We start from the raw sequence: 23,109 nt of genomic DNA on the forward strand, positions 1-23,109 counted from the left end.
GTGACCATGGCACGCACGCCCACGCCGGGCACCCGCGACACGATCCTGACGGCCGCCGCCGGGCTCTTCTACGAGCACGGCGTGCGGGCCGTCGGGATGGCGCAGGTCGTCGAGGTGGCCGGGTGCGGCAAGAACCTGCTGTACCGGCACTTCCCCAGCAAGGCCTCCCTGAGCGCCGCCTACCTGGACCTGGTCCGCCGCGAACGCGCCCAATCCGCCGGCGAAGCCCTGCGCTGGGCCTCCACCCCCGCCGACCGGCTGATCGCCCTGGTCGCCGAGATCGCCGACTGGGTGCGGCAGCCCGGCTACCGAGGCTGCGCCTTCCGCAACTACCTCACCGAATTCCCCGCCGCCGACGACGAACCGGCCCGGCTCGCCCGCGGCTACCTGGCCGAAGCCCGAGCCGAGGTGGACCGCCTGGTGGGCCAGCTCGGCTCGGTGGACGACACTTTCGCCGACCGGATATGGCTGATCGTCAACGGGTTGTACGCCAGCACCCCTGACCAGGCCTGCACCGCCGTCGACTGGGTCACCGACCTGGTGAATCCATATCGCTGATCCACTGTCGGATCGAGGACTATCGAAGTCCTTTCGGCGTCGCCACCGGGGAGGCTTTCCTCCTGCCCGATTCCGCGGGAGGTGGCGATGGCAGACGCCCGAATCGACGTGGCCGGCCTCGACGAGCTGCTGGAGCGGGCCGGCGCGGCGCTGTCCACAGCCACCACGCTGGACTCGACGACGACCGGCGCGTCCGGGGCGGACGGCCTGATCGAGGCACACGTCAGTCCAGGCAGGCTGGAATCCCTTCGCCTGGATCCGCAGGTCATGCGGCTCGGGGCGGCCGAATTGGCGGCGGAGATCCAGGAGGCGGTGAACCGGGCCTTCGACGCCGCGGCGGAGCACTCCGCGGACGCCGCGCGCGCGGCCAGCGAGGCGCTCTCCGCCGAGATCCGGGACCTCCAGAACGAGTCGATGCGCAGCATGTCGATCTTCGTGACCGCGATCAACGATGTGGTGGCCCGCTTCGAGCAGAGATCGGCGTGAGTCGTGGCCGGGGACCTCGACATCCATCCGGCAAGCCTGCGTGGCGCCGGAAAGCGACTGCAGGATGCCGCCGATCGGCTCGACGATCTCTGGCGACAGCACGTCACCACCGGCGACGGGCGCGGTGACATCTTCGGCGCGGACCCGATCGGCGGCCTCATCGGCGCGTCCTACCATGCGGCGCTCGACATAGCGGACACGTCCTATACCTCGGTCACCGTCGACCTACGCGGATTCGCCGATGTGCTCAACGGCATCGCCGACGATGTGGAACAGACCGACCAGAGCAGCGCCGCAGACATCGCGGGATCCACGCTCGAGGATCCGGCATGAGCATCCGGCTCCCGGGCGAGCTCGCCGGTCTGCTGAACGAACTCGGCTACAGCTGGCCGGAGTCGGACGAGGATCAGCTCATTGACGCGGGCCGGGACTGGCTCCGGCTCGCGGGTGTCATCAGCGAACTGCAGGAGGACATCGCCGCCACTGCGCGACAGGTCGTCGGCGACAACACGGCGCAGTCGATCGACGCGTTCCTGACGCAGTGGCAGGCCGACGACGGCAGCGCCGCCACGCTGGCCAGGGGCGACGCCGGCGCGATAGCGGTCGGCGGCGGCCTCACGGTCTGCGCCGGGGTGGTCCTGGCACTGAAGATCAACGTGCTGGTCCAGCTCACCGTGCTCGCCGCGTCGATCATCCAGGCGATCGTCACGGCCGTACCCACAGCCGGCGCGTCCCTCCTGGAGATCCCGGTCGTCAAGCAGCTCACCGGCGTCGCGATCAACTTTCTGATCGAGCAGGCCACCGATGCCGTCCTCGGCTAGGAGGGATCGCGGTGGCTAGAGGGAAGCGGCCCCTTGCCGAAGGCGCCGGTGTCATCGCGAGAATGGCGGCCGCCCAGTTCGGCAAACCGGCGGCCGGGATACGGGCGACGCGAGCCGTCCGGACCGCCGCGGTGAGGGCCACTCCTCAGGGGTTCACCGACCGCCAGTTCCGGCGCTTCGCACACGGCGCGCGCCGCCTGCAGCGAGAAGCCGGCCTCCCCGCGGGCGACCTCGTCGTACACGGCAGCAGGGTTCGCGGCACCGCACGAGCCAAGTCCGACATCGACGTCGCGCTTCGCGTGGACGACAGGACGTTCTTCGAGCTCGCCGAGAAGGCGCTGGCCCGCACGTACCCGGGCACCAGGTTGCGGAACACGATGATGAAGCGGATCAACGGAAACGGGCAGCTGTCGAGCTTCGACCTCGGGCCCGAATTCAAGCGCCTGCGGCTCGATCTCCTTGACCCTCATTCACCGCAGGTAGTGCAGTTCTCGGTCCTCCGCATCGGCGGTAAGCTCGACACCGGCCCCTTCCGGCCACTCGCTTGAGGAGCCAGCCAGAGTGGAAGACGTCCAGTTCATCGTCATGGTCGACAGCTCGGAGACCGAGCGATCCCGTGTCGTCGACAGCCTGCTCGCCGGCTTTCCCGGAGCACGCCGGAGGAAGGAGAACTCCTGCGACATCCGGGGCAACTGGCTGGAAGTGTGTGCCAACGACGACGCTGACGAGAAGCTGGCGGCCGATCCGTCGACGGGTTACGAATACTTCCGGTGGCGCATCGAGGTCGTCCCGCTCGAACGCGGATCGGGCGAGGAGCACCAGATCACCTTCGCCCGCGATCTCCTCCGGCACTTCGGCGAGCGTGGGGCCAGAGCCGAGGTGCTCGCCGACTTCGAGGACCGGCTGTGAGTGCCCTCCCGGAGCTCTACGTCGCCGTCGACGTGGAGGCGGATGGGCCGATCCCCGGGCCCTACAGCATGTTGTCGCTCGGGATGGCTGTCGCCGGACGGCCGGATCTGACGTTCTACACCGAGCTGCGGCCCATCTCGGACGACTTCGTGCCGCAAGCCCTCGCCGTGTCGGGGCTGGATCGGGAGCGGCTGGTGCGGGAAGGGCCCGACGCGGCTGAGGCGATGAAGGCAGCCGCGACCTGGGTGAACGGCCTACGGCGGATCGGCCGGCCGGTGTTCCTGGCCGCGCCCGCGGTGTGGGACGGAATGTTCGTGCACTGGTACTTCGTGCGCTACCTCGGCCACAGCCCGTTCGGCTCGACCGGGTCCGGGGTGGATCTGCGCAGCTTCTGGATGGGCGCCACCGGCTGCGAGTGGGTGGAGAGCCGCAAAGGGAAGATCAAGCACGCGCTCGGCGTGACCGATGTGCCGCACACCCACCACGCCGGCGAGGACGCTGCCGAATTGGCTCAGGTATTCGAAGCAGTGCAGCAGGCCCGGCCTTTCGCATTCTGAACTATCGACCGCCGGGCTCGTCGGTGGAATAAGGGGCGAGCGATAATGGTGCATGGCGCAGCTTTCGTTGTTTCCCACCAGGCATTTGCGGGATAGGACGCTGCGTCGCAGTTATTCGGCGGCGGCTGAGGAATTCCGGCGTGAGCATTCGCGGCACCGCGAGTGGGGCTTGACGCAGCGGCATGCCCGTCGGCTGCGGCAGCTGACCGGGCTCGCCGAGGGGTCGGCGAAACACGGTGTTGGAGACGGCCGGGCGGGCCTTGACTGGCCGGTGGATTCAGCCGACCTGGCGGAACCGGGCAGTCGGGCGCATCGACCTGACCTGGCGGAGCCGGGCGATCGGGCGCATCGACCTGACCAAGCAGGATCTGGCAACCTGACGGATCGAGCCGACCAGGCGGAACTCGGTGATGGTCCGCTACAGGATGCCGCTGGGGCGCCGCTGGACCTTGCCGACGACGAGCAAAGCGACAAGCAAAGCGACGAGCAAAGCGCGGGCCATGGTGTTCCGCCTGGCCCGCGAATCCTCGAGCCGGTTCGGATGCTCCTTACGGATACCAACCGGGAGCATCGTGCACGACCGTGTCGCTCGACTGCTGCCATTTTCGCCATTCGATGGCGTGGGCCCGCGCGCCGCTCACCGTCATGCCGTGATGACTCCTGGAGACAATTAGGGCGAGGACGTGGGCCCCCTTCAGGTCGTCAATTCGGGGAAGGTCCAGGCGCCGTCCAAGATTTCGGGGCGTGGGCGATAGAGGCGCACTAGATAGTTCCAGCCTTTGGTGATCGGGAGGGAGTTGCGGGCCGGGTCGCCGTCGCCGCCGAAGAGGACCGTCACCGTGCCGTCGGTGTTGCGGGTCGCCGTGATGCTGTTGACGCTGTAGGCGCCGCTCTCATTCGGCTCGAAATAACCGTCGGCGTTGTAGACCGAGATCGACCAGAAGCCGTCTACGGGGACGTCGCCGACGGTGAGGTGGTAGTCGGCTACCGGCAGGTCGGGGGCCACGCCGACGTAGACGGCTTCGCTGTCGGGCAGGCCGCCCCAGCCCGCCGCGGTGCCGATCAGGTGGTGGACCGGGTCGACGTCCTCGCGGCGTCCGAAGGTGTGCGTGAACGTGTCCATCCCGGCCGCGAGGGTCAGCAGCGCGGAGCGGGTGCGGTCCAGGGTGTCCTGGTCGTACGCGGGGGACGCGAACGGGACCGCCGAGGCCGCCGAGATGCGAAGTCCGTCCTGGACGGCGAAGACCGCGGCGAGGTCGGCTGGATCACGGGGGTCGACGAGGGTGCGGACCGCGACGACGACGTACGGCGTGCCGAACTCCTCGACCGTCAGGCTGTGGTCGCCGGCCGAGTGGATGACACGGTTGACGTGGTGGTCCTCGTTCACCACCATCGCCGACACGTAACGGCCGCCGGCAGCGGGCAGGCTCAGCACGCCGCCGGCCGAGATGTCGACCACCGCGAAGCTGTAGAGCGTGTCCCGGTTCATCCGGATCACCGTCTGCCGGTCGACCGAGGCCGGTTCGCGGTTGTGCTGGAAACGGTTCACGCCACCGGCGTCGCGTTGCAGGCCGGCGAACATCCGGTGGGTCTCGGCACGGACGAAGTTGTCGACGTTCACGTTCATCCGCCATGTCTATCAGCGCGGCGACCGGCGGCGCCTCATCCTTCGAGGGTCATGCCGGGCCGTCGGTGAGCAGGTCGAGGACGGCCTCCTCGTGCGGCTTCTCGGCGACCCGGCCGTTCTCGTAGTGCTCGATCACCCGGGGGTCGACGTAGGACTGCCGGGCCACCGTCGGCGTGTTGCCGAGCATGTCGGCGACCTCACGGAGAGCCTGCGCGACCGCTTTGCGGCGTTTCGTAGCGGTCGGCTGCGGTCCGGCGGCGGCGAGTTCGGCGGCGGCCTTGACGGTGCCGTGCCACGTACGGAAATCCTTCGCCGTCATCTGCTCACCGCTGATCTCCCGCAAGTAGTCGTTGATGGCGTCGGCACGGATCTCCCGCCATGATCGCCGCGACGGGTCCCAGAAGGCGAACAGCCGATCCTCACCACGACGGCGCCGTTTCAGATCACGAAGGACCGCACACACTTCGCCGTCACCGACCGATGTGGCGTGCTCCACCCCGGACTTGCCGGTGAACTCCAGCAGCACGCACCCACCCCTGGTCCGCACATGATCGGGCCGCAGCGTCGACAGCCCGTAGGACGGATCCTCCTCGCGGGCGGCCGACTCGTCGCCGCCGATCCGGAACATGCCCATGTCGAGCATCCGGACGATGGCGGCGAGCACGCGGGAGCGGGTCAGGCCGCGGCCGGCAAGGTCGTCCTGGAGCCGATCACGGACCTCCGGAAGTCGCGAGGCCACCTCGAGCGCATGATCGAACTTCACCCGATCCTGCTGCTCACGCCACTGCGGGTGGTAGAGGTACTGCTTGCGCCCGGCCGCGTCGACGCCGGTGGCCTGGATGTGCCCGCGCGGATCGGGCGAGATCCAGACGTCCTGCCACGCGGGCGGGATGACCAGATCCTTGATCCGCGAGACGTCCTCGGCGGACTTCAGCGCCCCGCCGTCCCGGTCCAGATAGGTGAAGCCTTTGCCGGACCGGCGACGGCCGAATCCGGGTTTACTCACATCACTTCGACGCAGCCGCATGAAGGACCTGATTCCCCGCATCGAGCACCTCATCCGCCTCGATCGCGAGCAGTGCCGGATGGACCGGGCCGGGCAGGTCGCCGCGTTCGCTCCGGGTGCCGTGCCAGATCGCGCGATGCCACTGACGGTCCGGCGGCGGTCCCCAGCGGGCCGGGGACACGGGACCGAAAAGGGTCACCGAGGGCGTGCGGTAGCCGGTCGCCAGATGCGCGATTCCGGTGTCACCACTGATCACCAGGCGGGCGGCCGCGACCAGGCCCAGCAGTTCGGTCAGGCCGGTGCGGGGAACGGCGTCCGGACCCAGGCCGGCCTCTTCGCTCACCCGTACACAGAGGTCTTGCTCGGAAGCGGAACCGGTGATCAGCACGCGGTGGCCCGCCGAGCGCAACCTCCGGGCGACTGACGCGTAGCGTTCCGGAGGCCAGCGCCGAGCCGAGGACTTCGCGCCCGGATGGATGATCGTCATGCCTTGAGGAACGTCAACACTCGGCCGCTTCAGATCAAGATCATCAATTGCACATCGTACGCCGTAGTAGCGTGCGAATCGGCACCACCTGAACACCTCATGCTCCTCGTCCAACCAGCCGGGGCCGTCGTGATGCCCTGCCGCACGATTGGCGAACGCCCACAACTTGCCGGGTTCCAGCTCCAGCAACCGGCGATGCGACTCCGGCCCCGACCCGTGCAGGTTGACGGCGATCTGCGGGTTCACCGGCGCATCGGCGAGCGGCTCCAGCTCGTGCGCCGGGACGATCCGGTCGATGCCGCCGATCGCGTCCACCAGCGGAGCGAGCCAGGCGGGGGCGGCCAGGCTCAGCGTCTCCCCGGGGAAGGCGGCGCGGAGCCCACGCAGAGCGGGCGCCGCGACCGCCAGGTCTCCCACGCCGAGAGCGCGCAGGATCAGGATCACGGGTACGAGCTCTCCGTCTCCGCCGCGACGACCAGTTCCCGGACCGCGCTGCCGGCGGGCTGGCTGAGCGCGAACATCACGGCCGCCGCCACGTTCGCCGGGTCGTTGAGGATCGCGTCCGGCCCCGGCTTGTACCGGTCGTCGCGCTCGTCGAAGAACTTCGTCCGCATGCCACCGGGGATGAGCAGCGTGACGTTCACCTCCCCGGCCAGCTCGGCGGCGAGCGCCCGGGTGAAGCCGACGACGCCGAACTTCGCGGCACAGTACGCCGTCGCGTCCCCCACCGCCTTGATCCCGAGCGTCGACGAGATCGTGACGACGCCGCCGTGCGACTGCTTGAGCTCGGGCAGCGCGGCCCGGATCACCGCGGCCGTGGCGAGCAGGTCGATGGCGACGATCCGGTCCCAGGTCTCCCCCGGCACGTCGATCAGCGCGCCTGGCACGTCCATGCCGGCCGCCGTCACGACGCCGTCGATCGTGCCGCCAGCCCGGGCGATCAGCTCACGGGTGGCGCGTTCCGCGGCGCGGGTGTCGGCGAGGTCGCATTCGATCCACTCGACGCCGTCCTTCGGCGGCTGCCGGTCGATCACGAAGGGGCGTCCGCCCGCCTTGATCACGGCGTCGACGACCGAAGCGCCGAGTCCGCTCGAACCGCCGGTGACGATCACTGCGTCCAATTCACTGTCCTCCTGATCGTGCTGCTGCAATGGTCTGCGTGGTGGATCGGCCGTTCAGATAGGGGACGATCACGGTCTGGCCGCCCCAGCGCTTCATCAGTTCAGCCTCGGGCAGCTCGGGGCCGCCGTCGGCGTAATCACCGCCCTTCACCCACACGTCCGGCCGGAGCCACGCCAGCACGGACTCCGGGGTCGGCTCATCGAAGATCACGACAGCGTCCACACAGTCCAGCGCGGCGAGCAGCCGAGCCCGATCCACCTGACTGTTGAGCGGCCGCTCCGGCCCCTTGAGCCGCCGGACCGAGTCATCGCTGTTCAGGCACACGACCAGGCAGTCCCCGAGACTGCGAGCGGCTCGCAGAGTGGCGAGATGCCCGGTGTGCAACAGGTCGAAGCACCCACCGGTCGCAACAACGGTCCCGCCCTCGGCCCGAACCCGCCCGACGAGGTCGCCGGCATCCCCCACCCCGACACCGACGACGTCATCCGAATCCCGCACGCCGGCCAGGCCCACACCGTTTCCCATGTCGGATTTATCGCTTTTGTCGCCCAGATCCGACGGGGTTGAGGCTGGCGGGGTTGAGGCTGGCGGGGTTGAGGCTGGCGGGGTTTGGGCGGACGGGGTTGAGGCTGGCGACTTGCCAGGCCGTGAGGTGGTGAACAGCCTGGCGTGGGCGCCTGCGGAGACATATGAACTCGCTGCCTCCACCGCCTGCTGCACGGCCTCCGAGACCAGCGCGCCGCCCGCAAGTGCCACCGCCGCTGCGGCCGCGAAGCTGTCGCCGGCCCCGCACGTGTCCCCGTCACCGACCCGGGACGGCGGCACGACGAGTGGTGTCGGACCCGAATGGCACAGGACCGCGCCGTGCGCGCCCCGGGTCACCACGACCGCGCCGGCCCGCCACCGCTGGCGTAGCGCATGGCCGGCGCGCTGCGCGGACGACAGCCCCGAGCCCTTGCCCGCGTCGCCGGAGAGCCGGAGGGCCTCGGACTCGTTCGGTGTCACGAGACGGACGTTCGGCACGGGTGGCGGGCCGTTGGGGTGCGGGTCCCAGACGACCGGCGCCTTCGCTTCCTCGAGGGCGGCCCGCAGCACCGGATGCCGTGCGACTCCCCGGCCGTAGTCGCTGACCAGGATCGCGTCCGCGTCCCGCACCAGGTCGAGGACGGCGATCGGCACGTCACCGGGCGGCTCGGGCGGCCCGCCCCGGTCCAGCCGCAGCAGCACCTGACCGGCCGCTCGCAGCCGGATCTTCTCCGGAGTGGCGCCGGGCAGGGGAAGGGGGTGGACCACGACACCCGCGTCGGTGAGCAGCCGGGTGAGGCGGGCCCCGGCTTCATCGGCGGCGATCGCTGTCACGAGGCTGACGTCGTACCCCGAATCAAGCGCGAGCAAGGCTGCCAGGCCGGCGCCACCCGGACGCTCCCGGGAGCTCTCCTCGTCGAGAACGGGCGCGGGCGCGTCCGGGGCGATCCGGCGCACGCTGCCGTCGACGTCCCGGTCGAGCAGCGCGTCGCCGACGATCACGAGTCTCATACGGTGACCATCTCCTTCTCCCGGCCCGCTCGCGCGAAAGGGAGCAGGTGCCGGTCGATGTACTCGCACATCACGTGCACCGAGACCAGATGCAGTTCCTGGACCACCTGGCTGTCCGGGGAGGGGCAGCGCAGCACCTCGTCGCAGGCGTCGGCGAGCGGGTTCGGCTTCTGGCCGACCATCGCCCAGGTGTGCATGCCCATCTCCCGTGCCGCAGCCGCGGCGGCGACCAGGTTCGGGCTGCGGCCGCTCGTGGAGAGCAGCAGGAGCACGTCGTCGCGGCGGCCGTGGGCCCGGACCTGCCGGGCGAAGACCTCCTCGAAGCCGTAGTCGTTGCTGATCGCGGTGACCGCCGACGAATCCGGGGTGAGCGCGATCGCGGAGAGCGGCATCCGCTCGTCCCGCAGCCGCCCGACCAGTTCGGCGGCGAGGTGCTGGGCCTCGGCGGCGCTACCGCCGTTGCCGGCCACCAGCAGGCGGCCGCCGCGGCCCAGGTGGCGGGCGAGCCGGGCGCCCCACTCCTCGAGAAGGCCGGCCTGTTCCCGGAACGGCTCGAGCGCCGCCGCCAGGCCGGCCAGATGATCTTCCAGGGGGTTCGTGTCCTTCATGCGGGGATCACTGCTCCTGCGACGGTGGAATAGACGGCGGACAGACGCTCGGCGATGCGCGGCCAGGAATAGGAGGCGGCGGCCCGGTCCTCGGCGGCGGCGGCGTACGCGAACCGCCGCACCTCCTCGTTGACCAGCCGCCGCAGCGCCGCGGCGAGCGACCGCGGATCCCGCGGCGGCACCAGGTCCCCGGTCACACCGTCGACGACGGTGTCGGTGAGGCCACCCACGGCGGTCGCCACGACGGGGACGCCGCAGGCCATCGCTTCGAGAGGGGTGAGGCCGAACGGCTCGTACCACGGGGTGGCCGCGACCACGTCGGCCGAGCGGTACCAGCGCGGCATCTCGTGGGCCGGCACCGCACCGGCGAGCCGCACCCGGTCGGCGACCCGGCAGCGTTCGGCGAGGGCGCGCAGGCGCTGGGCGTACGGCTCGGCGTCCAGCCGGTCGGCGGGCGGCCCGCCGACGACGACCAGTTCGGCGCCCGGCACCGCGGCGAGCGCGCGGATCGTGTCCTCGATCCCCTTGCGCTCGACCAGGCGGGCCACCGTGACGATCCGGACCAGGCCGGGGGTACGGGCTTGCGCCGGCCCGCGGGAGCTGAACCGTTCCGTGTTCACCCCGGACGGGACCAGGTCCATCTTCGACCGGGGCACGCCGAGGCGCAGCAGCTCGCCGATCTCGTCGCGGCACTGCACGATCACCCGGTCGGCGGTACGCCCGATGTGCCGCTCGTACGAGATCCGCCCGGCCGGGCTGGTGTCCGCGTCGCCCTGGTGGCGCCGTTTCACCGAGCCGAGCGCGTGGAACGTCTGCAGCACCGGCACACCGCAGGCACGGCCGGCGTCGAGGGTGGCGAGGCCGCTCATCCAGAAGTGCGCGTGCGCCACATCGGGCCGCCACCGGTCGCGCCAGTCGTCGGCCATCCATGCGGCGAACCGGCCCATGTACGGCAGCAGCTCATCCTTGGGCAGCACCTCCACCGGCCCGGCCGGCACGTGCACGACGTCGACGCCGTCCGCCATCGGCACCACGGCCGGCAGGTCCGGGTTGTCCCGGCGGGTGTAGACGCGTACCTCGTGTCCGTGCGTGGCGAGCGCGGCGGCGAGCTCGGCGACGTGCGAGTTCTGCCCGCCCGCGTCGACCCCGCCGAGCGCCGCGAGCGGACTCGCGTGTTCCGAGATCATCGCGATGCGCATGTCTCCTCCTCCAGCAGCCGGTCCCAGTCGGCCAGGAACCGGTCGAGCCCGTATTTCGCCAGCGCCACCTGCCGTGCCCGTTCCCCCATCCGGGCCGCCTCGTCCGGCTCGTCGATCAGCCACTGCGCGGCCTCGACGAGGGTGTCCACCCGGGTCGCGATGACGCCGGCGCCCGGTGGCACGGCGGCGACCGCCTCGGTGGTGGCGAGCGCGAGGACCGGCATGCCCATCTGCATCGCCTCGATCAGGCTCAGGCCGAGCGACGTCCAGCGGCAGAGGTGCAGGTACGCGCGGCGGCGGGCGACCTCGGCGTGCATCTCGTGCTGCGGCGGGTCGTCGAAGGCGGTGACCCCTTGCAGTGCGGCCACCCCCATGCCGAACACGTCGAGGGGGGCCACTGCCGCGAACCGCCCGTACAGATCGGTCCCGGTCACCCGGCCCCGGCGGACCGGCTCGTTCGTGACGATCGCCAGCCGTTCCAGCTCGCCCGTCCAGCGCACCCCGGGCTCGACGATGCCGTGTTCGATCACCGTGGTCCGGGTGCCGCCGGCGTCCCAGAACAGGTCGTTGAAGTCGGTCACGTGCGCGATGATCAGGTCGTCCCGGTCGGCCAGCGGGTGGCGGCTGTACGGCACGTCGCCGTCCTTCGGCGTGTTGTGCTCCACGTAGATCACCGGCACGTGCGGCGGGATCAGGTCGAGTTCCTCGGGACGCTGGGCGATCGCGACGTCGACGTCCTTGATCTCCTCGATCGGATGCTCCTCGACCGAATCCGGCCAGTCGAAGGTGCGGGCGCGGCCACGGCCCCACGCGTCCCGGTCTGGGTTCACCGGCACCAGGTAGCGGTGTTTGCCCTGGACGAACGATGTCGTCCAGGACCCGTGCACGTGCCAGAGCAGAATGTTCACGCGGCCACCTCGCCGGTCTTGTTGATGTGGTTTTGGCCCTTTCGGTCCGCATACTGGCTGTTCAGCGCGGTATCCGGGTGTTCGGAGAAGTCCGTGCGCACGCCGAGCCGGCGTAACGCGTCGAGGACGTCCTCCGGTTCGATGGAGGAGAGACAGGGATGACCGGCGATCGGGCAGCGGGTCGCCCGGGTGTCCCGGCAGGCGGCGGCGGGGTCGCCGAGCCGTACCGCGGGCACACGGTAGGGACCCCATCGCCCGTACGGGACGGTCGGGGCGTACAGGCTGATCACCGGGGTGCCGACGGCCGCCGCGAGATGCGCCGGGCCGGTGTTCCCGACGATCACGCAGTCGGCGCCGGCGATCAGCGCGGCGAGACCGGCCATCGACGTGGGTCCGGCGTCGATGCCGTGGGTGCCGGCGACGCGGGTGGCCAGCTCGCGCTCGCCCGGGCCTCCGGTGACCAGCACCTTCAGGCCGTGCTCGGTGAGGGCGGTGACGATGCGCTTCAGGTTGGCGGGCGGGCAGGCGCGGGCTTCGACGCTCGCGCCGGGATGCACGACGACGTACCCCTCCTTCTCGGCTCTCCTCGTGTTCTTGAGGCTCAGATGACCGTCGTCGCCGGCGGGCAGGGCGAACCCCGCCGCTGCCGCGATGCTGCGGGCACGTTCCGGTTCGGGCAGGCCTTCCGGTACGCGGTGACGGACGTCCAGAAGAGAACCCGGGTAGTCCTCGCTGATCGCGGTGATCCGGCCCACCCCGGCCATCCGCAGCAGCAGGGCCAGCGGCAGCGCCGATTGGTGGAACGAGGTGAAGACGACCGCTTCGCTGGCGCCGGTCTCCCGCAGGCGCTCGGTGAGGGCGCGCATGTCCTCCGCGTCGACCGGCCCGGGCTCGGGGTCGATCCACGGCAGCCGCCACTCGATGATCTCGTCAACGCCGGGAAGCAGTTCGGCGGCCGCCCGCCCGCGTGGCCCGCAGAGCAGCACGACACGGTCGGCGCCCGCGGCGAGCGCGCGGATGGCCGGCCCGGTGACCAGCACGTCTCCTGCCGAGTCGGACCGCACCGCGAGAACCGTCCCGGCCCGCCCCGGGCGCGGGGCCGGCGTCAGCAACTCCTGGCGCCGCAGGATGAGATCGGCGACGGCGGCGAGGTCGGCGGCGCCGTGCGGGGCGGCGGCCACCTCGGCCGGCAGGGTGACGTCGGTCGGAACCAGGAAGCCCGTCGCACCGGCCGCGAGGGCCGCCTCCATGTCCCGGCCGATGTCGCCGACCATCGCGCACCGGCCGGGCGTGGTGCCGAGCGCCGCGGCGGCCGCCTCGATCATGCCGGGCGCGGGTTTGCGGCAGTAGCAGCCGGCAGTGTCGTCGTGCGGGCAGATCTGCCAGGTGTCGAACGGCCCGAGCAGCTCCTCGATCCGCCGGTTCACGGCTTCCAGCTGGTCCTCACCGAAGTAGCCGCGCGCCAGGCCGGACTGGTTGGTGACCACGCCGACGCGCAGCCCGGCCGCGCGCAGCCGGTCCAGCGCGTCCTTGGCGCCGGGCATCGGGCGGACCTGGTCGGGATCGCCGTTGTACGGCACATCCACCACCAGCGTGCCGTCCCGATCGAAGAGGACCGCATCGAAGAGGGCCGCATCGAAAGGAGCCGCATCGAAGGTCATGAGAGCACCTCCGCGCGCCGATGATCAGCGATGATCGGCGCGGCTCCTCGCCACCGGCGCCAGCCGCGCACCCAGTGAGTCATGGCGACCGGCGGGATGGCGGCGCTGGTCAGCAGCATCGTGGTCACCTCGCGGCGATCGCGCGGACCGGGTGCGATGCGCGCCCATGCGAACTCGGCCGTGCCCGCCGCCCAGGCCAGCCCGGCGACGGCGGCTGCGGTCGTGAACGAGCGGCGGCCGGTGAGCAGGCGGGCGGTCAGAGCGGTCAGGGCCACGGCGCCGGCCGCTGTCACCACCGCGTGGCGGTGGCGGCGACCCGGCGGGATCTCCAGGACCGAGCGCCAGCGCGGGCCGTAGAGGTGGCGGAGCAGCGCGTCGTCGGCGTTACCCCGTTGTGTGCGGATGCTGATCCAGCGGTGCTCCGGGCGTACCGGATGAATGCTCTGGCGAAGCCCTCGCCGGAGCTCCCAGCCCGCGCCCCGCACGCGATGCGCCAGCTCCGCGTCCTCGCGGAAAGCGCGAGGCAGACGCTCGTCGAACCCACCGGCCTGCCGCAGCGCGAGGCGGCGGTAGGCCATGTCCGCGGTGATCCACTCGCCGTCGGCGAGGCTCGCGGTGACCCTTTCCCAGTCGGTGGGGCGGCGATCCGGCGGCAGCGGGACGCGCAGCCGAGCCTGCACTCCCCCGACCTCGGGACCGGCGTCCCGGAGGTCTTCGACGAGCAGCGGAGCCCAATCGGAATCGGGCATGACGTCGTCGTCGAGGAAGACCACCCACTCGGTGCGAGCGGCCTGCCAGCCGACGTTGCGCGCGGCCGCCGGACCGGCCGAGCGTCCGGCGAGGACACGCACGTGTGGTGGCAGCCCCAGCGGGACACGGCGGTCCGGCCGGTCGTCGATCACCAGGATCGGCACCGCGGGGAGCGCATCCACCAGGGAGAACAGGCTCGGACGACCGAGGGTGGGTATGACGACGGTGCAGTCGGCCATCAGGACCGCCGGTGCACGGCGAACGGGCCGATGGCGAGCAGGTCGACAGGCGCCGACCCGAACAGCTCCAGTGCCTCGCGTGGGGTGTCCACCATCGGACGCCCGGCGGTGTTCAGCGACGTGTTCACCACCACCGGGAGGCCGGTCTGCCGCTCGAACTCGGCGAGCATCTCGGCGACCAGGGGCTCGGTGTCGGTGTGCACCGTCTGCACCCGGGCGGTGCCGTCGACGTGGGTGACGGCCGGGATCCGGTCGCGCCAGTCCGGCTTCACGCGGTGCACGAAGAGCATGTACGGGCTCGGGAAGACGCCGTCGAAGAGGTCGTGGAACCGTTCCGCCCGGACCATCGGCGCGATCGGCCGGAACTGCTCGCGGCCCTTCACGTCGTTCATCCGGGTCTGGGTGTGCTGGTCGCCGGGGTGGGCGAGGAGCGAGCGGTGGCCGAGGGCGCGCGGGCCGTACTCGCTGCGCCCCTGGTACCAGGCGACGATGCCGTTGCCGGCCAGCACCGTGGCGGCTTCATGGGCGATCGACTGCGGGCGGGTGTACGGCACGGCCGCCCGCTTCAGCTCGGCCTCCAGCTCGTCGTCGCTCCAGCCCCGGCCGAGGGCTGCGGTGCCGAACGGGACGTGCTCGCCGCCGAGCGACAGCGCCGCCCCGAGAGCGGTGCCCGCGTCACCGGCCGCCGGCTGCACCCAGACCCGCTCGAACGGGCCCTCCGCGGCGATCCGGGCGTTCGCCACGCAGTTCAGCGCGGTGCCGCCGGCCATGGTCAGGGTCGGGAGACCACCCGAGGCCTCGTACGTCCACCGCGCCAGATCGAGCAGCACCTCTTCGAGGCGGACCTGCACACTGGACGCCAGGTCGGCGTATGCCTCGGTCATCTCGCCGTCGGCGGAGCGCGCCTTCGCCAGCGCGTCCCAGTCGATGCGCTCGATGGTGAAGCCGCCGTCGTCGTTCGCGTGGACCAGCTCGCGGAGCAGGCCGACGAACTTCGGCTTGCCGTAGGAGGCGAGGGCCATCACCTTGTACTCGTCGCTGGAGTGCATGAAGCCCAGGTGGCGGGTGAGGTCCTCGTAGAGCAGCCCGAGCGAGTGCGGCAGCTCCTGGCTCTTGAAGATCTCCAGTTGCCCGTCCCGGTACGCCCCGGCCAGGTGGCTGGCGGACTCACCGCGTCCGTCCAGGACCAGCACGGCGTTCGGCGAGGCGACGCTGAGCCCGGCCGAGGCGGCGTGCGCCACGTGATGCGGCACGAACCGGACCTGCTCCGGGTCGAGGCCGGGCAGCGCGGTGGCGAGGAACTGCGGCGCCCGCCGGGCGTAGTCGACCCGCAGGTGATCCCACGGATCGGAGTGCGAGAGATCGCCGCAGAGGGCGGGATCGAACGAGTAGGCGACCGCGTCGAGGTCACCCGGAGTGAGGCCGGCCGCCTCGAGGCACCAGGCCGCGGAGAGCTCCGGAAGCTCCCAGGCGGAGAACGGAACCGGGCGCTTGCCGTGCTTGCGCCGGCTGAACCGCTCCTCCTCCGCGGCAGCTACCACGCGTCCGTCGATGACCAGCGCGGCCGAGGGATCGTGGAAGATCGCGTTGATGCCAAGAACTCGCATGGCGCGGCGGATACCCCCGATCCACACGCCTACTCGCATGATCACTAACTTCTCCCGGAAAGCTCAGTCCTTTCCGAAAAAGCGGCACCACCTGCACTGATACGTGGCAGTATTTGCCGCCCATCAAGTTTTTATGCGATGCAACGGGGAAGACACGCGCCCATGTACGACGTGGAGCAATTGATCGCCGGAACGTGGACGCCCGGCTCCGAAGACCGCACTCTGACCGTTCTCGACCCTCGCGACGGCACCCCGGTGACCCGGGTTCCCGTCTCCTCCGACGCCGATGTCGCCGCCGCGGTGAAGGCCGCCCGCGATGCCGCCGCCGGCTGGGCCCGAACCGCGCCGGCCGCCCGGGCCGCCGCGCTGCACGCCGCCGCGACGGCCGTCGACGCCGCCGCCGATGAACTCGCTGTGATCATGTCCGCCGAGATGGGCAAGCCGGTGGGCGAAGCCCGTGACTCGATCATGGCCGGTGTCGGAACCCTCCGGCAGTACGCCGAGCTCGGACCGGCCCACCGCGGTCGCGCCCTCGCCGGCAACGACGAGGCGATCGACCTGATGGCGTACGCTCCCCGCGGCGTGGTCGCCGTGATCACCCCGTGGAACGACCCGGTCGCCGTCTCCTGTGGCCTGCTCGGCGCGGCGCTGGTCACCGGCAACGCCGTGGTGCACAAGCCGAGCGAGCGCACCCCGGCCACCGGGTGGCGGCTCGGGCAGATCGTCGCCCCGCACTTCCCGGACGGCGTGCTCGGCCTGGTCAACGGCGACGGACCGGTCGGCGCCGCGCTCGCCGCGAGCGACGTCGACGTGGTGGCGCACGTCGGTTCCACGGCGACCGGGCGGGCCATCGCTGCGGCCTGCGCCCGCACCGGCGCGAAGGCGCTGCTGGAGAACGGCGGCAGCGACCCGCTGATCGTCGACGCCGGCGTCGACCCGGTCTGGGCCGCGCAGCAGGCGGCGCTCGGCGCGTTCGCGAACTCCGGGCAGATCTGCGTCGCGGTCGAGCGCGTCTACGTGCACCGTGAGATCGCCCAGCCGTTCCTCTCCGCGCTCGCCGACGAGGCGTCGTCCTGGGCCACCAGGATCGGCCCGCTCGTCGACACCCGCCTGCGGGACGGCGTCGACGAGCAGGTCCAGGCGGCCGTCCGGGACGGCGCCCGGGTCCTCAGCGGAGGCGCGATCCCGGACGGCCCCGGCGCGTTCTACCCGCCGACCGTGCTCGCCGACTGCACCGACGACATGACGGTCGTGCGGGAGGAGACGTTCGGCCCGGTGGCGCCGGTGGTCGTCGTCGACACGTTCGGTTCCGCTCTGGCGCGGGCGGCGGATTCCCCGTACGGGCTGGCCGCGACCGTGCTGACCACCTCGATGAGCAACGCGCAGCAGGCCTGGCGGGAACTGCCGGCCGGCACCGTGAAGGTCAACGCGGTCTTCGGCGGCGCGCCGGGCGGGGCAGCGCATCCCCGCCGGGGCAGCGGGCAGGGTTTCGGCTACGGCCCGGAGCTGCTCGACGAGATGACCGTGATGAAGGCCGTCCACATCGAAGCGCCCCCGACCGGCTGGTGACGATCTCACCCGTAGCGGGTGAGGCGTCGTTCATGCCGCCGGGGCACGCTCGGCGGCATGAATGGCTACCTGTTGTGGGGACTCATCCTGCCGGTGCTGCTGGTCGTCGCGGGAATCGTGCAGTACCGGCGCAACAAGCGGCGCTGAGCCGCACCAGGTCCGCCTCCACCTCGGGAGGCAACGGGCGCCGATGCCGCAGCGCCCACGGGAGTTGCCGTGCCACGTCCACGACCGCGGCCGGCGACTCCCGGATCACCGTGGCGGCCGTTCGCGCCACGACGCCGGCGGGCCTGCGCAGCAGCGCGGTCAGCATCCGGTTGCGGGCCTCGATGCGCCGGCGGGCGCCACGGTCACGCCCGGCGGGCAGCGGGAAATGCCGCACCACCAGCTCCGGGGCGTAACGGAGCTCCCAGCCCGCCGCGGCGAGATCCATCGCCAGCAGTGATTCCTCGCCGTACACGAAGAGACGCGGCTCGAATCCACCCACCGCGAGGAAGGCTTCGCGCCTGACCACGACGGCGCAGGAGAGAAAACCCAGGATCTTCGGTCCCGGTACGCCGGAAGCCCCGCCGATCGGCGCGGCCGCCATCGCTTCCGACACCGGATCGATCCGCCCCTCGGCGCCGATCAGCACCCGTGCCGAGAGAAGGCCGACCCGCGGATGGGCACCCATCAGGGCCGCGGCCCGAGCCAGCGAACCCGGTGACCAGTACGAATCGTCGTCGGCGAACGCCACGTACGGTGTGCCGGCCCGGCGGACCCCCTCGTTGCGGGCCGCCGCGCCGATGTTCTCCCCGAGCCGCACCACCTCGACCGACGGGAACGCCGAGGCGATCTCCTCGGGGCCGCCGTCGTCCGAGGCGTTGTCGACCAGGATCACCGGCGCCCGGTGCTCGGGAAGCGTCTCGAAGAGCCGGTCGCGGCGGTTGCGGGTCGCCACCACGACCGTGACGTCGTCGTTCCTAGAGGCGTCCACGCAGCTCTTTCTGGAAGAAGTCGAGGAAACCGTCCGGGTCGGGGCCGCAGTTCATCAGGACGATGTGGTCGAAGCCGGCGTCCCGGTACTCACCGATCCGGTCCAGGTAGTCGGCCGGGTCCGGGCCGGCGACGAAGTTCTGCCGCACGTCGTCCTCGGTGACCGTCGCCGACGCCGCCTCGAAGTTCACCGGGTTCGGCAGCTCGGACATCACCTTCCACCCGGTCACCGCCCAGCGCGTGGTCCGGTGCGCCTCCTTCACCGCCTCGTCCTCGGTGGGAGCCCAGGCCACCGAGGCTTCGGCGTACCGGGGACCGGTGCCTCCCGCGGCCGTGAACGTCTCCACCAGATCCTTGCGGGGCTCGGTCGCGAAGAGCCCGCTGCCGTGCGTGGCGGCCAGTTCGGCGGCGGACGTGCCACCGGCCGCCACGGCGATCGCCGGCAGGGTGTCCGGGAGGTCGAAGACCCGCGCGTCGTCCAGCCGCAGATACCTGCCCTCGTAGGACTGGTAGCCGCCCTGCCAGAGCAGGTTGATGATGTCCAGCGCCTCGGCCAGCCGCTCGTGCCGCTCCCGCACGCTGCCGAAGCCCTGGCCCACCACGTGCTCGTTGAGCCGCTCGCCGGAACCGACACCCAGCGTGAACCGGCCGTCCGAGATGATCGCGAGGGTGGCCGCGGCCTGCGCGATGATCGCCGGGTGGTAGCGCACCGACGGGCAGGTCACGCCGGTGGCGAGGCCGAGCGTGCGGGTCTGCACAGCGATCGCGCTGAGCACGTTCCAGGCGAACGGCGAGTGGCCCTGCACGTCCAGCCACGGGTGGTAGTGGTCGCTGATCTCGACGAAGTCGAAGCCGGCCTGCTCGGCCCGGATCGCCTGGCGGATCAGTTCCTTGGGGCCGAACGCCTCGGCCGCGAGCTTGTACCCCATCTTCATGGTGCTGCCGATTCCCCTCATCTGCCTGGGCAAACGTCGAAGGGGCGGGCCGGTGCGTCACCGGCCCGCCCTGTGTCGTGGTCGCGTTATGCGGTCGCCGCGTTCTTCGTCTCGTCACGCACGTCGCGCGCGTCCGAGGCGGCGGTCTCCTTGGTGGTCTGCGCCGCGTCGCGGGCGGTCTCCTTCAGCTCGCCGGCGGCGTGCTGCACGGTGCCGCCGAGCTCGTCCTTCAGGTCGCTCGCCACGTCCTTGACCTTGTCGGTCAGGTCGCCGCTGTGCTCCTTGAGCTGCTGGCCGGCGCGCTTCTCGGCGTCGGTGACCGGGATCAGCGACGCGCTGAGCAGGCCGACGCCGAAGGCGATGATGCCGGCGGCGAGCGGGTTGCCCCGGGTCTGGCCGGCAACGGCGCGGGGTGCTCCCTTGACGGCGCCGGCAGCGTCGTGCGCCTTCTCCTGCGCCTTGTCACTCAGCTCGCCGGCCTTGTCGCTGGTCCGGCTCGACAGTTCGCTCGCCTTGTCGCTGATCTTGGACGCCTGCTCGTGAGCGGCGTACCTGGTGTCCTCCGTGGTGCCCATGACCTTCTCCTTAACCGCGGTCCAGCGCCGCCGCGCGACCTGGCGCGGGCTCGTCTTCTCGGCCAGCAGATCGACGTCACGGGTCAGCGAGGCCCGCGTACGCTCGATGTCCTGCTTCAGCCGGTCGGGTTCTTCAGCCATTGGGCGTCCTCCTTCAGCGTTTCGGCGGTGCGGCGCGGCACCGGGTCGACGGTCTTGAGCTTCTTGCGGCCGTTCACGAAGAGGACGGCGCCGATCGCAGCCCAGACCAGGCCGACGATCAGGAACGCCCAGCCGTGATCGATGACGTTGCCGAGCCCGAACACGATCGCGAAGCTGAGCAGCAGCACCGCGAGGTATCCGGCGAACCCGGCGCCGCCGAGCATCCCGGCGGCCTTGCCTGCCTTCGTCGCCTCCTGGCGGATCTCCGCCTTGGCGAGCTCGACCTCCTGCCGGAAGAGCTGCGACAGGTCGTTGCTGATGTTGCCGATGATCTCGCCGATCGACGTCTGCTCGACCGGGTCGGCGTTGTCGTGCGGATAGGGCGCGGTCACGGCCGGCGCTCCGGGTACGTCTCGTCGACGACGGCCGGGATGCCGGTGCCGGTGGCCGAGTACTCAGTGCTCGTGGGGTATTCGGCGGTCGCCGGCGTGACCGGGGACGGGTCCGCATAGCCCGCGGCAGGCGTCGTCGAGTAACCGGTCGGCTGCGTCGAGTCGTAGGCCGGGCTGTAGGTGTCCGTCACCGGCTTCGTCTCGTCGGCCGAGGTTCCGGCCGTGCTGTCCGCCTTCGCCACGCTCTTGCCGAGCCGGCCCACGACGAACCCGGCCGCGAGAGCCGTGGCCAGGAAGGCACCGGGGCGGCGGCGGGCGAAGTCCTCGACCTCGCGCAGCACCCCGTCCGGGCCGTTGCGGTCGAGGTAGTCGGCGAACTGGCGGCCACCGTCGGCGACCCGCGCGACGACGGCGGCGGCCGGCGAGTCCTGCCGGGCGCCCCGCATCTCGTCGAGGTGGTCGGCGGTCTCCCGGATGCTGCCGACGAGCCGGCTGTTCTGCGTCCGCGCCTGCTCGTCGAGCTTGCCGCGGACCTCCGAGGCGACCGAACGGGCCTGCGTCTTCGCCTCCTGGCCGACGCGCTGCGCCTGCTCCTTGGCGGTCGACGCCACGTCGGACGCCGCGGTGCCGGCCGACTCGCGGGCCTGCTGCGCGACCTGGCGCGGCTTCGACTGCTCGTCGCCGTGGTGTGGCTCGACGGCCGGGTATGCGGTGGTGGTCTCGTACTCGGGGGCTGCGTATGCCGGGGTCGGCGGGATCCGGCCGCCCGGGGAGAGGTCGCTCATCATTCCTCCGAGGGGGGGTGAGAGGGTCACTTGCTTCCACCCGACTACCTACCCCGGCCACAACAGTCGATTCATCTTCGTTTGTGATGAATGGCGCAAAACCGGAGACTCTTAAAACCGCAGATCAGGGGTACGCCGGACGGTTGCCCTCGCCCTGTTAGGGTCGGCGACCGTGAGCGAAACCAGCGGCGTACGCGTCATCGGCGGCCGGACCTACGACTTCTCCCGCCGCGTCGTCGTGATGGCGATCGTGAACCGCACCCCGGATTCGTTCCACGACAAAGGACGCACGTTCGCGCTGGAGAAGGCGACCGAGGCGGTCAAGGCGGCGGCCGCCGACGGCGCCGACTGGATCGACATCGGCGGCGTGCCGTTCGCGCCCGGCCCGGAGGTGACCGCGGCCGAGGAACTGGACCGGGTGCTGCCGGTGATCGAGGCGGCCCGCGACCTGGCCGTCGTCTCGGTCGACACGTTCCGCCCCGAAGTGGCCCGCGAGGTGATCAAGGCGGGTGCCGGGGTCATCAACGACACCTCCGGCCTGCGGGACCCGGCGATGGCCGACGCCGTGGCGGGCACCGACGCCCAACTGGTGATCTGCCACAGCCTGGCCGCGCCCCGCACACTGCACCCCCGTCCGTTCTACGGCGACGTCACCTCCGAGGTGGCCGCCTTCCTGCGGGAACGGGTGGAGCTCGCACTCGCGCGCGGCGTACGACCGGATCAGATCATCATCGACCCGGGTCACGACCTCAACAAGAACACCCTGCACTCGCTGGAGATCACCCGCCGGCTCGAGGAGATCACCTCGATCGGGTACCCGACGCTCGCCGCCCTGAGCAACAAGGACTTCATCGGCGAGACCCTGGACCGCCCGCAGCAGGAACGGCTCGCCGGCACCCTCGCGACCGTCGTCTTCTGCATCATGCGAGGCGCCCGCATCATGCGCGTCCACGACGTGCGGGCGGCCACCGACGCGATCCGGATGACCGAGGCGATGCTGGGCTGGCGCGAGCCCGCCTACCTGCGCCACAACATGGACTAGTCGGCAGGTGGCATGACCGACATCAGGTCGGTCATCCAGGGCTGCTGGGCGACCGCGTCGGGGCCGAGGACCCGCATGGCGCCGAGCACGGTGATCAGCATCCCCATGGCGAAGAAGTCGCGCACCTCCTCGGCGGTGGCCCCGGTCAGCTCACGCACCACCGTGTAGAGGTTGCCGTAACAGGCGCGCACCGCCTCGCCGATCACCGGATCGGCGGCCGCGCCGAACCCGTGCAGCAGGACGAAGAGCAGCTCCCGCTCGGCCAGCAGATCCTTGTAGGCGTGGCCGAGGCCGGCAAGCGTCGGGTCCTGTTCGGCGGCCGCGCGCCACTTCTGCTCGATCCGGCCGCCCGCGTACCTGGTGGTGGCCAGGAAGAGCTCCTGTTTGGAGCCGAAGAGCCTGATCACGTACGGCTGGGAGACCCCTGCGATCCGCGCCACCTGATCAGTGGTGGTCCCCGCATAGCCGCCCTCGGCGAAGGCCTGGAGTGCGGCTTCCACGAGCTGCGTGTGGCGTTCCTGAGCGGTGAGACGGGTCCGGGTCACGTTGACATGTTATCAGTCAATGCATACGGTGCTTAGTTATCAGTGGATAACAACTTCAGGGGGATCGCT

At 71.1% G+C, this 23,109-nt stretch carries 26 protein-coding genes; 9 read left to right on the forward strand and 17 right to left on the reverse strand.

Annotated features, from left to right (window positions below; all coding sequences use genetic code 11):
- Positions 1-6: 6 nt before the first annotated feature.
- The 7 genes from EP757_RS37480 (at position 7) to EP757_RS37510 (ending at position 3,331) form a co-directional block, all read left to right on the forward strand.
- Positions 7-558: a TetR/AcrR family transcriptional regulator gene (locus tag EP757_RS37480; RefSeq protein ID WP_127553080.1), complete on the forward strand. Its 552-nt coding sequence runs from the start codon at positions 7-9 to the stop codon at positions 556-558.
- An 87-nt stretch (positions 559-645) separates the two neighbouring features.
- On the forward strand, positions 646-1,044 hold the full coding sequence (locus EP757_RS37485; protein ID WP_127553081.1) for a hypothetical protein: 399 nt from the start codon (positions 646-648) through the stop codon (positions 1,042-1,044).
- A 3-nt stretch (positions 1,045-1,047) separates the two neighbouring features.
- A complete protein-coding gene (locus EP757_RS37490; protein ID WP_127553082.1) occupies positions 1,048-1,377 on the forward strand; it encodes a type VII secretion target in 330 nt (109 codons plus the stop codon).
- Positions 1,374-1,865, forward strand: coding sequence for a hypothetical protein (locus tag EP757_RS37495; RefSeq protein WP_127553083.1), 492 nt, complete (start codon positions 1,374-1,376; stop codon positions 1,863-1,865). The genes EP757_RS37490 and EP757_RS37495 overlap by 4 nt, the downstream gene beginning before the upstream one ends.
- A gap of 11 nt (positions 1,866-1,876) precedes the next feature.
- Entirely contained in the window at positions 1,877-2,413 is a 537-nt protein-coding gene (locus EP757_RS37500) for a nucleotidyltransferase domain-containing protein (RefSeq protein ID WP_127553084.1), read from the forward strand.
- Positions 2,414-2,426: 13 nt separating this feature from the next.
- Positions 2,427-2,774 carry a hypothetical protein gene (locus EP757_RS37505; RefSeq protein WP_127553085.1) on the forward strand — a complete coding sequence of 116 codons (348 nt, stop codon included), beginning with the start codon at positions 2,427-2,429 and terminating at the stop codon, positions 2,772-2,774.
- Positions 2,771-3,331, forward strand: a complete 561-nt coding sequence (locus EP757_RS37510; RefSeq protein ID WP_127553086.1) for an exonuclease — start codon at positions 2,771-2,773, stop codon at positions 3,329-3,331. The genes EP757_RS37505 and EP757_RS37510 overlap by 4 nt, the downstream gene beginning before the upstream one ends.
- A gap of 694 nt (positions 3,332-4,025) precedes the next feature.
- Here the strand turns inward: EP757_RS37510 and EP757_RS37515 are convergent.
- Genes EP757_RS37515 through EP757_RS37570 form a run of 11 tightly spaced genes read right to left on the reverse strand, consistent with a single transcriptional unit; the run spans position 4,026 to position 16,081 of the window.
- Positions 4,026-4,958: a DUF1254 domain-containing protein gene (locus EP757_RS37515; protein WP_127553087.1), complete on the reverse strand. Its 933-nt coding sequence runs from the start codon at positions 4,956-4,958 to the stop codon at positions 4,026-4,028.
- A 49-nt stretch (positions 4,959-5,007) separates the two neighbouring features.
- Positions 5,008-5,985, reverse strand: a complete 978-nt coding sequence (locus tag EP757_RS37520) for a DNA topoisomerase IB (RefSeq protein ID WP_127553088.1) — start codon at positions 5,983-5,985, stop codon at positions 5,008-5,010.
- A complete protein-coding gene (locus tag EP757_RS37525) occupies positions 5,966-6,895 on the reverse strand; it encodes a glycosyltransferase family 9 protein (RefSeq protein WP_127553089.1) in 930 nt (309 codons plus the stop codon). The genes EP757_RS37520 and EP757_RS37525 overlap by 20 nt, the downstream gene beginning before the upstream one ends.
- The gene (locus EP757_RS37530; protein ID WP_127553090.1) at positions 6,892-7,572 is read right to left on the reverse strand and encodes an SDR family oxidoreductase; all 681 of its coding nucleotides are present in this window, start codon (positions 7,570-7,572) and stop codon (positions 6,892-6,894) included. The genes EP757_RS37525 and EP757_RS37530 overlap by 4 nt, the downstream gene beginning before the upstream one ends.
- A 1-nt stretch (position 7,573) precedes the next feature.
- Positions 7,574-9,109, reverse strand: coding sequence for a PfkB family carbohydrate kinase (locus EP757_RS44330; RefSeq protein ID WP_232050211.1), 1,536 nt, complete (start codon positions 9,107-9,109; stop codon positions 7,574-7,576).
- Positions 9,106-9,717, reverse strand: a complete 612-nt coding sequence (locus tag EP757_RS37545) for an SIS domain-containing protein (RefSeq protein WP_127553091.1) — start codon at positions 9,715-9,717, stop codon at positions 9,106-9,108. Before EP757_RS37545 ends, EP757_RS44330 begins: the two co-directional genes overlap by 4 nt.
- Entirely contained in the window at positions 9,714-10,916 is a 1,203-nt protein-coding gene (locus tag EP757_RS37550; RefSeq protein ID WP_127553092.1) for a glycosyltransferase, read from the reverse strand. The genes EP757_RS37545 and EP757_RS37550 overlap by 4 nt, the downstream gene beginning before the upstream one ends.
- Positions 10,901-11,824, reverse strand: coding sequence for a glycosyltransferase (locus tag EP757_RS37555; RefSeq protein WP_127553093.1), 924 nt, complete (start codon positions 11,822-11,824; stop codon positions 10,901-10,903). The genes EP757_RS37550 and EP757_RS37555 overlap by 16 nt, the downstream gene beginning before the upstream one ends.
- Positions 11,821-13,485, reverse strand: a complete 1,665-nt coding sequence (locus EP757_RS37560) for an HAD-IIIA family hydrolase (RefSeq protein WP_127553094.1) — start codon at positions 13,483-13,485, stop codon at positions 11,821-11,823. The genes EP757_RS37555 and EP757_RS37560 overlap by 4 nt, the downstream gene beginning before the upstream one ends.
- Positions 13,482-14,474 carry a glycosyltransferase family 2 protein gene (locus EP757_RS37565; protein WP_127553095.1) on the reverse strand — a complete coding sequence of 331 codons (993 nt, stop codon included), beginning with the start codon at positions 14,472-14,474 and terminating at the stop codon, positions 13,482-13,484. The genes EP757_RS37560 and EP757_RS37565 overlap by 4 nt, the downstream gene beginning before the upstream one ends.
- A complete protein-coding gene (locus EP757_RS37570; RefSeq protein WP_127553096.1) occupies positions 14,474-16,081 on the reverse strand; it encodes a carbamoyltransferase C-terminal domain-containing protein in 1,608 nt (535 codons plus the stop codon). The genes EP757_RS37565 and EP757_RS37570 overlap by 1 nt, the downstream gene beginning before the upstream one ends.
- A gap of 162 nt (positions 16,082-16,243) precedes the next feature.
- On the opposite strand from EP757_RS37570, the gene EP757_RS37575 reads away from it, so the two are divergent.
- Positions 16,244-17,650, forward strand: coding sequence for an aldehyde dehydrogenase (locus EP757_RS37575; RefSeq protein WP_127553097.1), 1,407 nt, complete (start codon positions 16,244-16,246; stop codon positions 17,648-17,650).
- Between the two features lie 82 nt (positions 17,651-17,732).
- Here EP757_RS37575 and EP757_RS37580 read toward each other — a convergent pair whose 3' ends face one another.
- The 5 genes from EP757_RS37580 to EP757_RS37600 form a co-directional block, all read right to left on the reverse strand.
- Positions 17,733-18,626, reverse strand: a complete 894-nt coding sequence (locus EP757_RS37580) for a glycosyltransferase family 2 protein (protein WP_127553098.1) — start codon at positions 18,624-18,626, stop codon at positions 17,733-17,735.
- Complete coding sequence (locus EP757_RS37585; protein WP_232050212.1) at positions 18,613-19,554, reverse strand: TIGR03557 family F420-dependent LLM class oxidoreductase; 942 nt, start codon at positions 19,552-19,554, stop codon at positions 18,613-18,615. The genes EP757_RS37580 and EP757_RS37585 overlap by 14 nt, the downstream gene beginning before the upstream one ends.
- A gap of 92 nt (positions 19,555-19,646) precedes the next feature.
- Positions 19,647-20,276, reverse strand: a complete 630-nt coding sequence (locus tag EP757_RS37590) for a DUF3618 domain-containing protein (protein WP_127553099.1) — start codon at positions 20,274-20,276, stop codon at positions 19,647-19,649.
- Positions 20,252-20,668 (reverse strand): phage holin family protein, encoded by a 417-nt coding sequence (locus EP757_RS37595; protein WP_127553100.1) that lies wholly within the window; start codon positions 20,666-20,668, stop codon positions 20,252-20,254. Before EP757_RS37595 ends, EP757_RS37590 begins: the two co-directional genes overlap by 25 nt.
- Positions 20,665-21,483, reverse strand: a complete 819-nt coding sequence (locus tag EP757_RS37600; RefSeq protein WP_232050213.1) for a hypothetical protein — start codon at positions 21,481-21,483, stop codon at positions 20,665-20,667. The genes EP757_RS37595 and EP757_RS37600 overlap by 4 nt, the downstream gene beginning before the upstream one ends.
- Positions 21,484-21,694: 211 nt before the next feature.
- Here EP757_RS37600 and folP point away from each other — a divergent pair, with 211 nt between their 5' ends.
- Entirely contained in the window at positions 21,695-22,495 is an 801-nt protein-coding gene (gene folP / locus EP757_RS37605) for a dihydropteroate synthase (RefSeq protein WP_370457882.1), read from the forward strand.
- Here folP and EP757_RS37610 read toward each other — a convergent pair.
- Positions 22,492-23,040 carry a TetR/AcrR family transcriptional regulator gene (locus EP757_RS37610; protein ID WP_127553102.1) on the reverse strand — a complete coding sequence of 183 codons (549 nt, stop codon included), beginning with the start codon at positions 23,038-23,040 and terminating at the stop codon, positions 22,492-22,494. The two genes, folP and EP757_RS37610, sit on opposite strands and share 4 nt — an antisense overlap.
- Positions 23,041-23,109: the final 69 nt, after the last annotated feature.

Source organism: Actinoplanes sp. OR16 (assembly GCF_004001265.1).
Taxonomy (GTDB): Bacteria; Actinomycetota; Actinomycetes; order Mycobacteriales; family Micromonosporaceae; genus Actinoplanes.

What these genes read in the sequence shown, in the direction of transcription:
- EP757_RS37480 (WP_127553080.1), top strand. Translation starts at nt 7, where the DNA reads ATGGCACGCACGCCCACGCCGGGCACCCGCGACACGATCCTGACGGCC.
- EP757_RS37485 (WP_127553081.1), top strand. Translation starts at nt 646, where the DNA reads ATGGCAGACGCCCGAATCGACGTGGCCGGCCTCGACGAGCTGCTGGAG.
- EP757_RS37495 (WP_127553083.1), top strand. Translation starts at nt 1,374, where the DNA reads ATGAGCATCCGGCTCCCGGGCGAGCTCGCCGGTCTGCTGAACGAACTC.
- EP757_RS37515 (WP_127553087.1), bottom strand. Translation starts at nt 4,958, where the DNA reads ATGAACGTGAACGTCGACAACTTCGTCCGTGCCGAGACCCACCGGATG.
- EP757_RS37520 (WP_127553088.1), bottom strand. Translation starts at nt 5,985, where the DNA reads ATGCGGCTGCGTCGAAGTGATGTGAGTAAACCCGGATTCGGCCGTCGC.
- EP757_RS44330 (WP_232050211.1), bottom strand. Translation starts at nt 9,109, where the DNA reads ATGAGACTCGTGATCGTCGGCGACGCGCTGCTCGACCGGGACGTCGAC.
- EP757_RS37545 (WP_127553091.1), bottom strand. Translation starts at nt 9,717, where the DNA reads ATGAAGGACACGAACCCCCTGGAAGATCATCTGGCCGGCCTGGCGGCG.
- EP757_RS37550 (WP_127553092.1), bottom strand. Translation starts at nt 10,916, where the DNA reads ATGCGCATCGCGATGATCTCGGAACACGCGAGTCCGCTCGCGGCGCTC.
- EP757_RS37560 (WP_127553094.1), bottom strand. Translation starts at nt 13,485, where the DNA reads ATGACCTTCGATGCGGCTCCTTTCGATGCGGCCCTCTTCGATGCGGTC.
- EP757_RS37565 (WP_127553095.1), bottom strand. Translation starts at nt 14,474, where the DNA reads ATGGCCGACTGCACCGTCGTCATACCCACCCTCGGTCGTCCGAGCCTG.
- EP757_RS37570 (WP_127553096.1), bottom strand. Translation starts at nt 16,081, where the DNA reads ATGCGAGTTCTTGGCATCAACGCGATCTTCCACGATCCCTCGGCCGCG.
- EP757_RS37575 (WP_127553097.1), top strand. Translation starts at nt 16,244, where the DNA reads ATGTACGACGTGGAGCAATTGATCGCCGGAACGTGGACGCCCGGCTCC.
- EP757_RS37585 (WP_232050212.1), bottom strand. Translation starts at nt 19,554, where the DNA reads ATGGGGTACAAGCTCGCGGCCGAGGCGTTCGGCCCCAAGGAACTGATC.
- EP757_RS37590 (WP_127553099.1), bottom strand. Translation starts at nt 20,276, where the DNA reads ATGGCTGAAGAACCCGACCGGCTGAAGCAGGACATCGAGCGTACGCGG.
- folP (WP_370457882.1), top strand. Translation starts at nt 21,695, where the DNA reads ATGGCGATCGTGAACCGCACCCCGGATTCGTTCCACGACAAAGGACGC.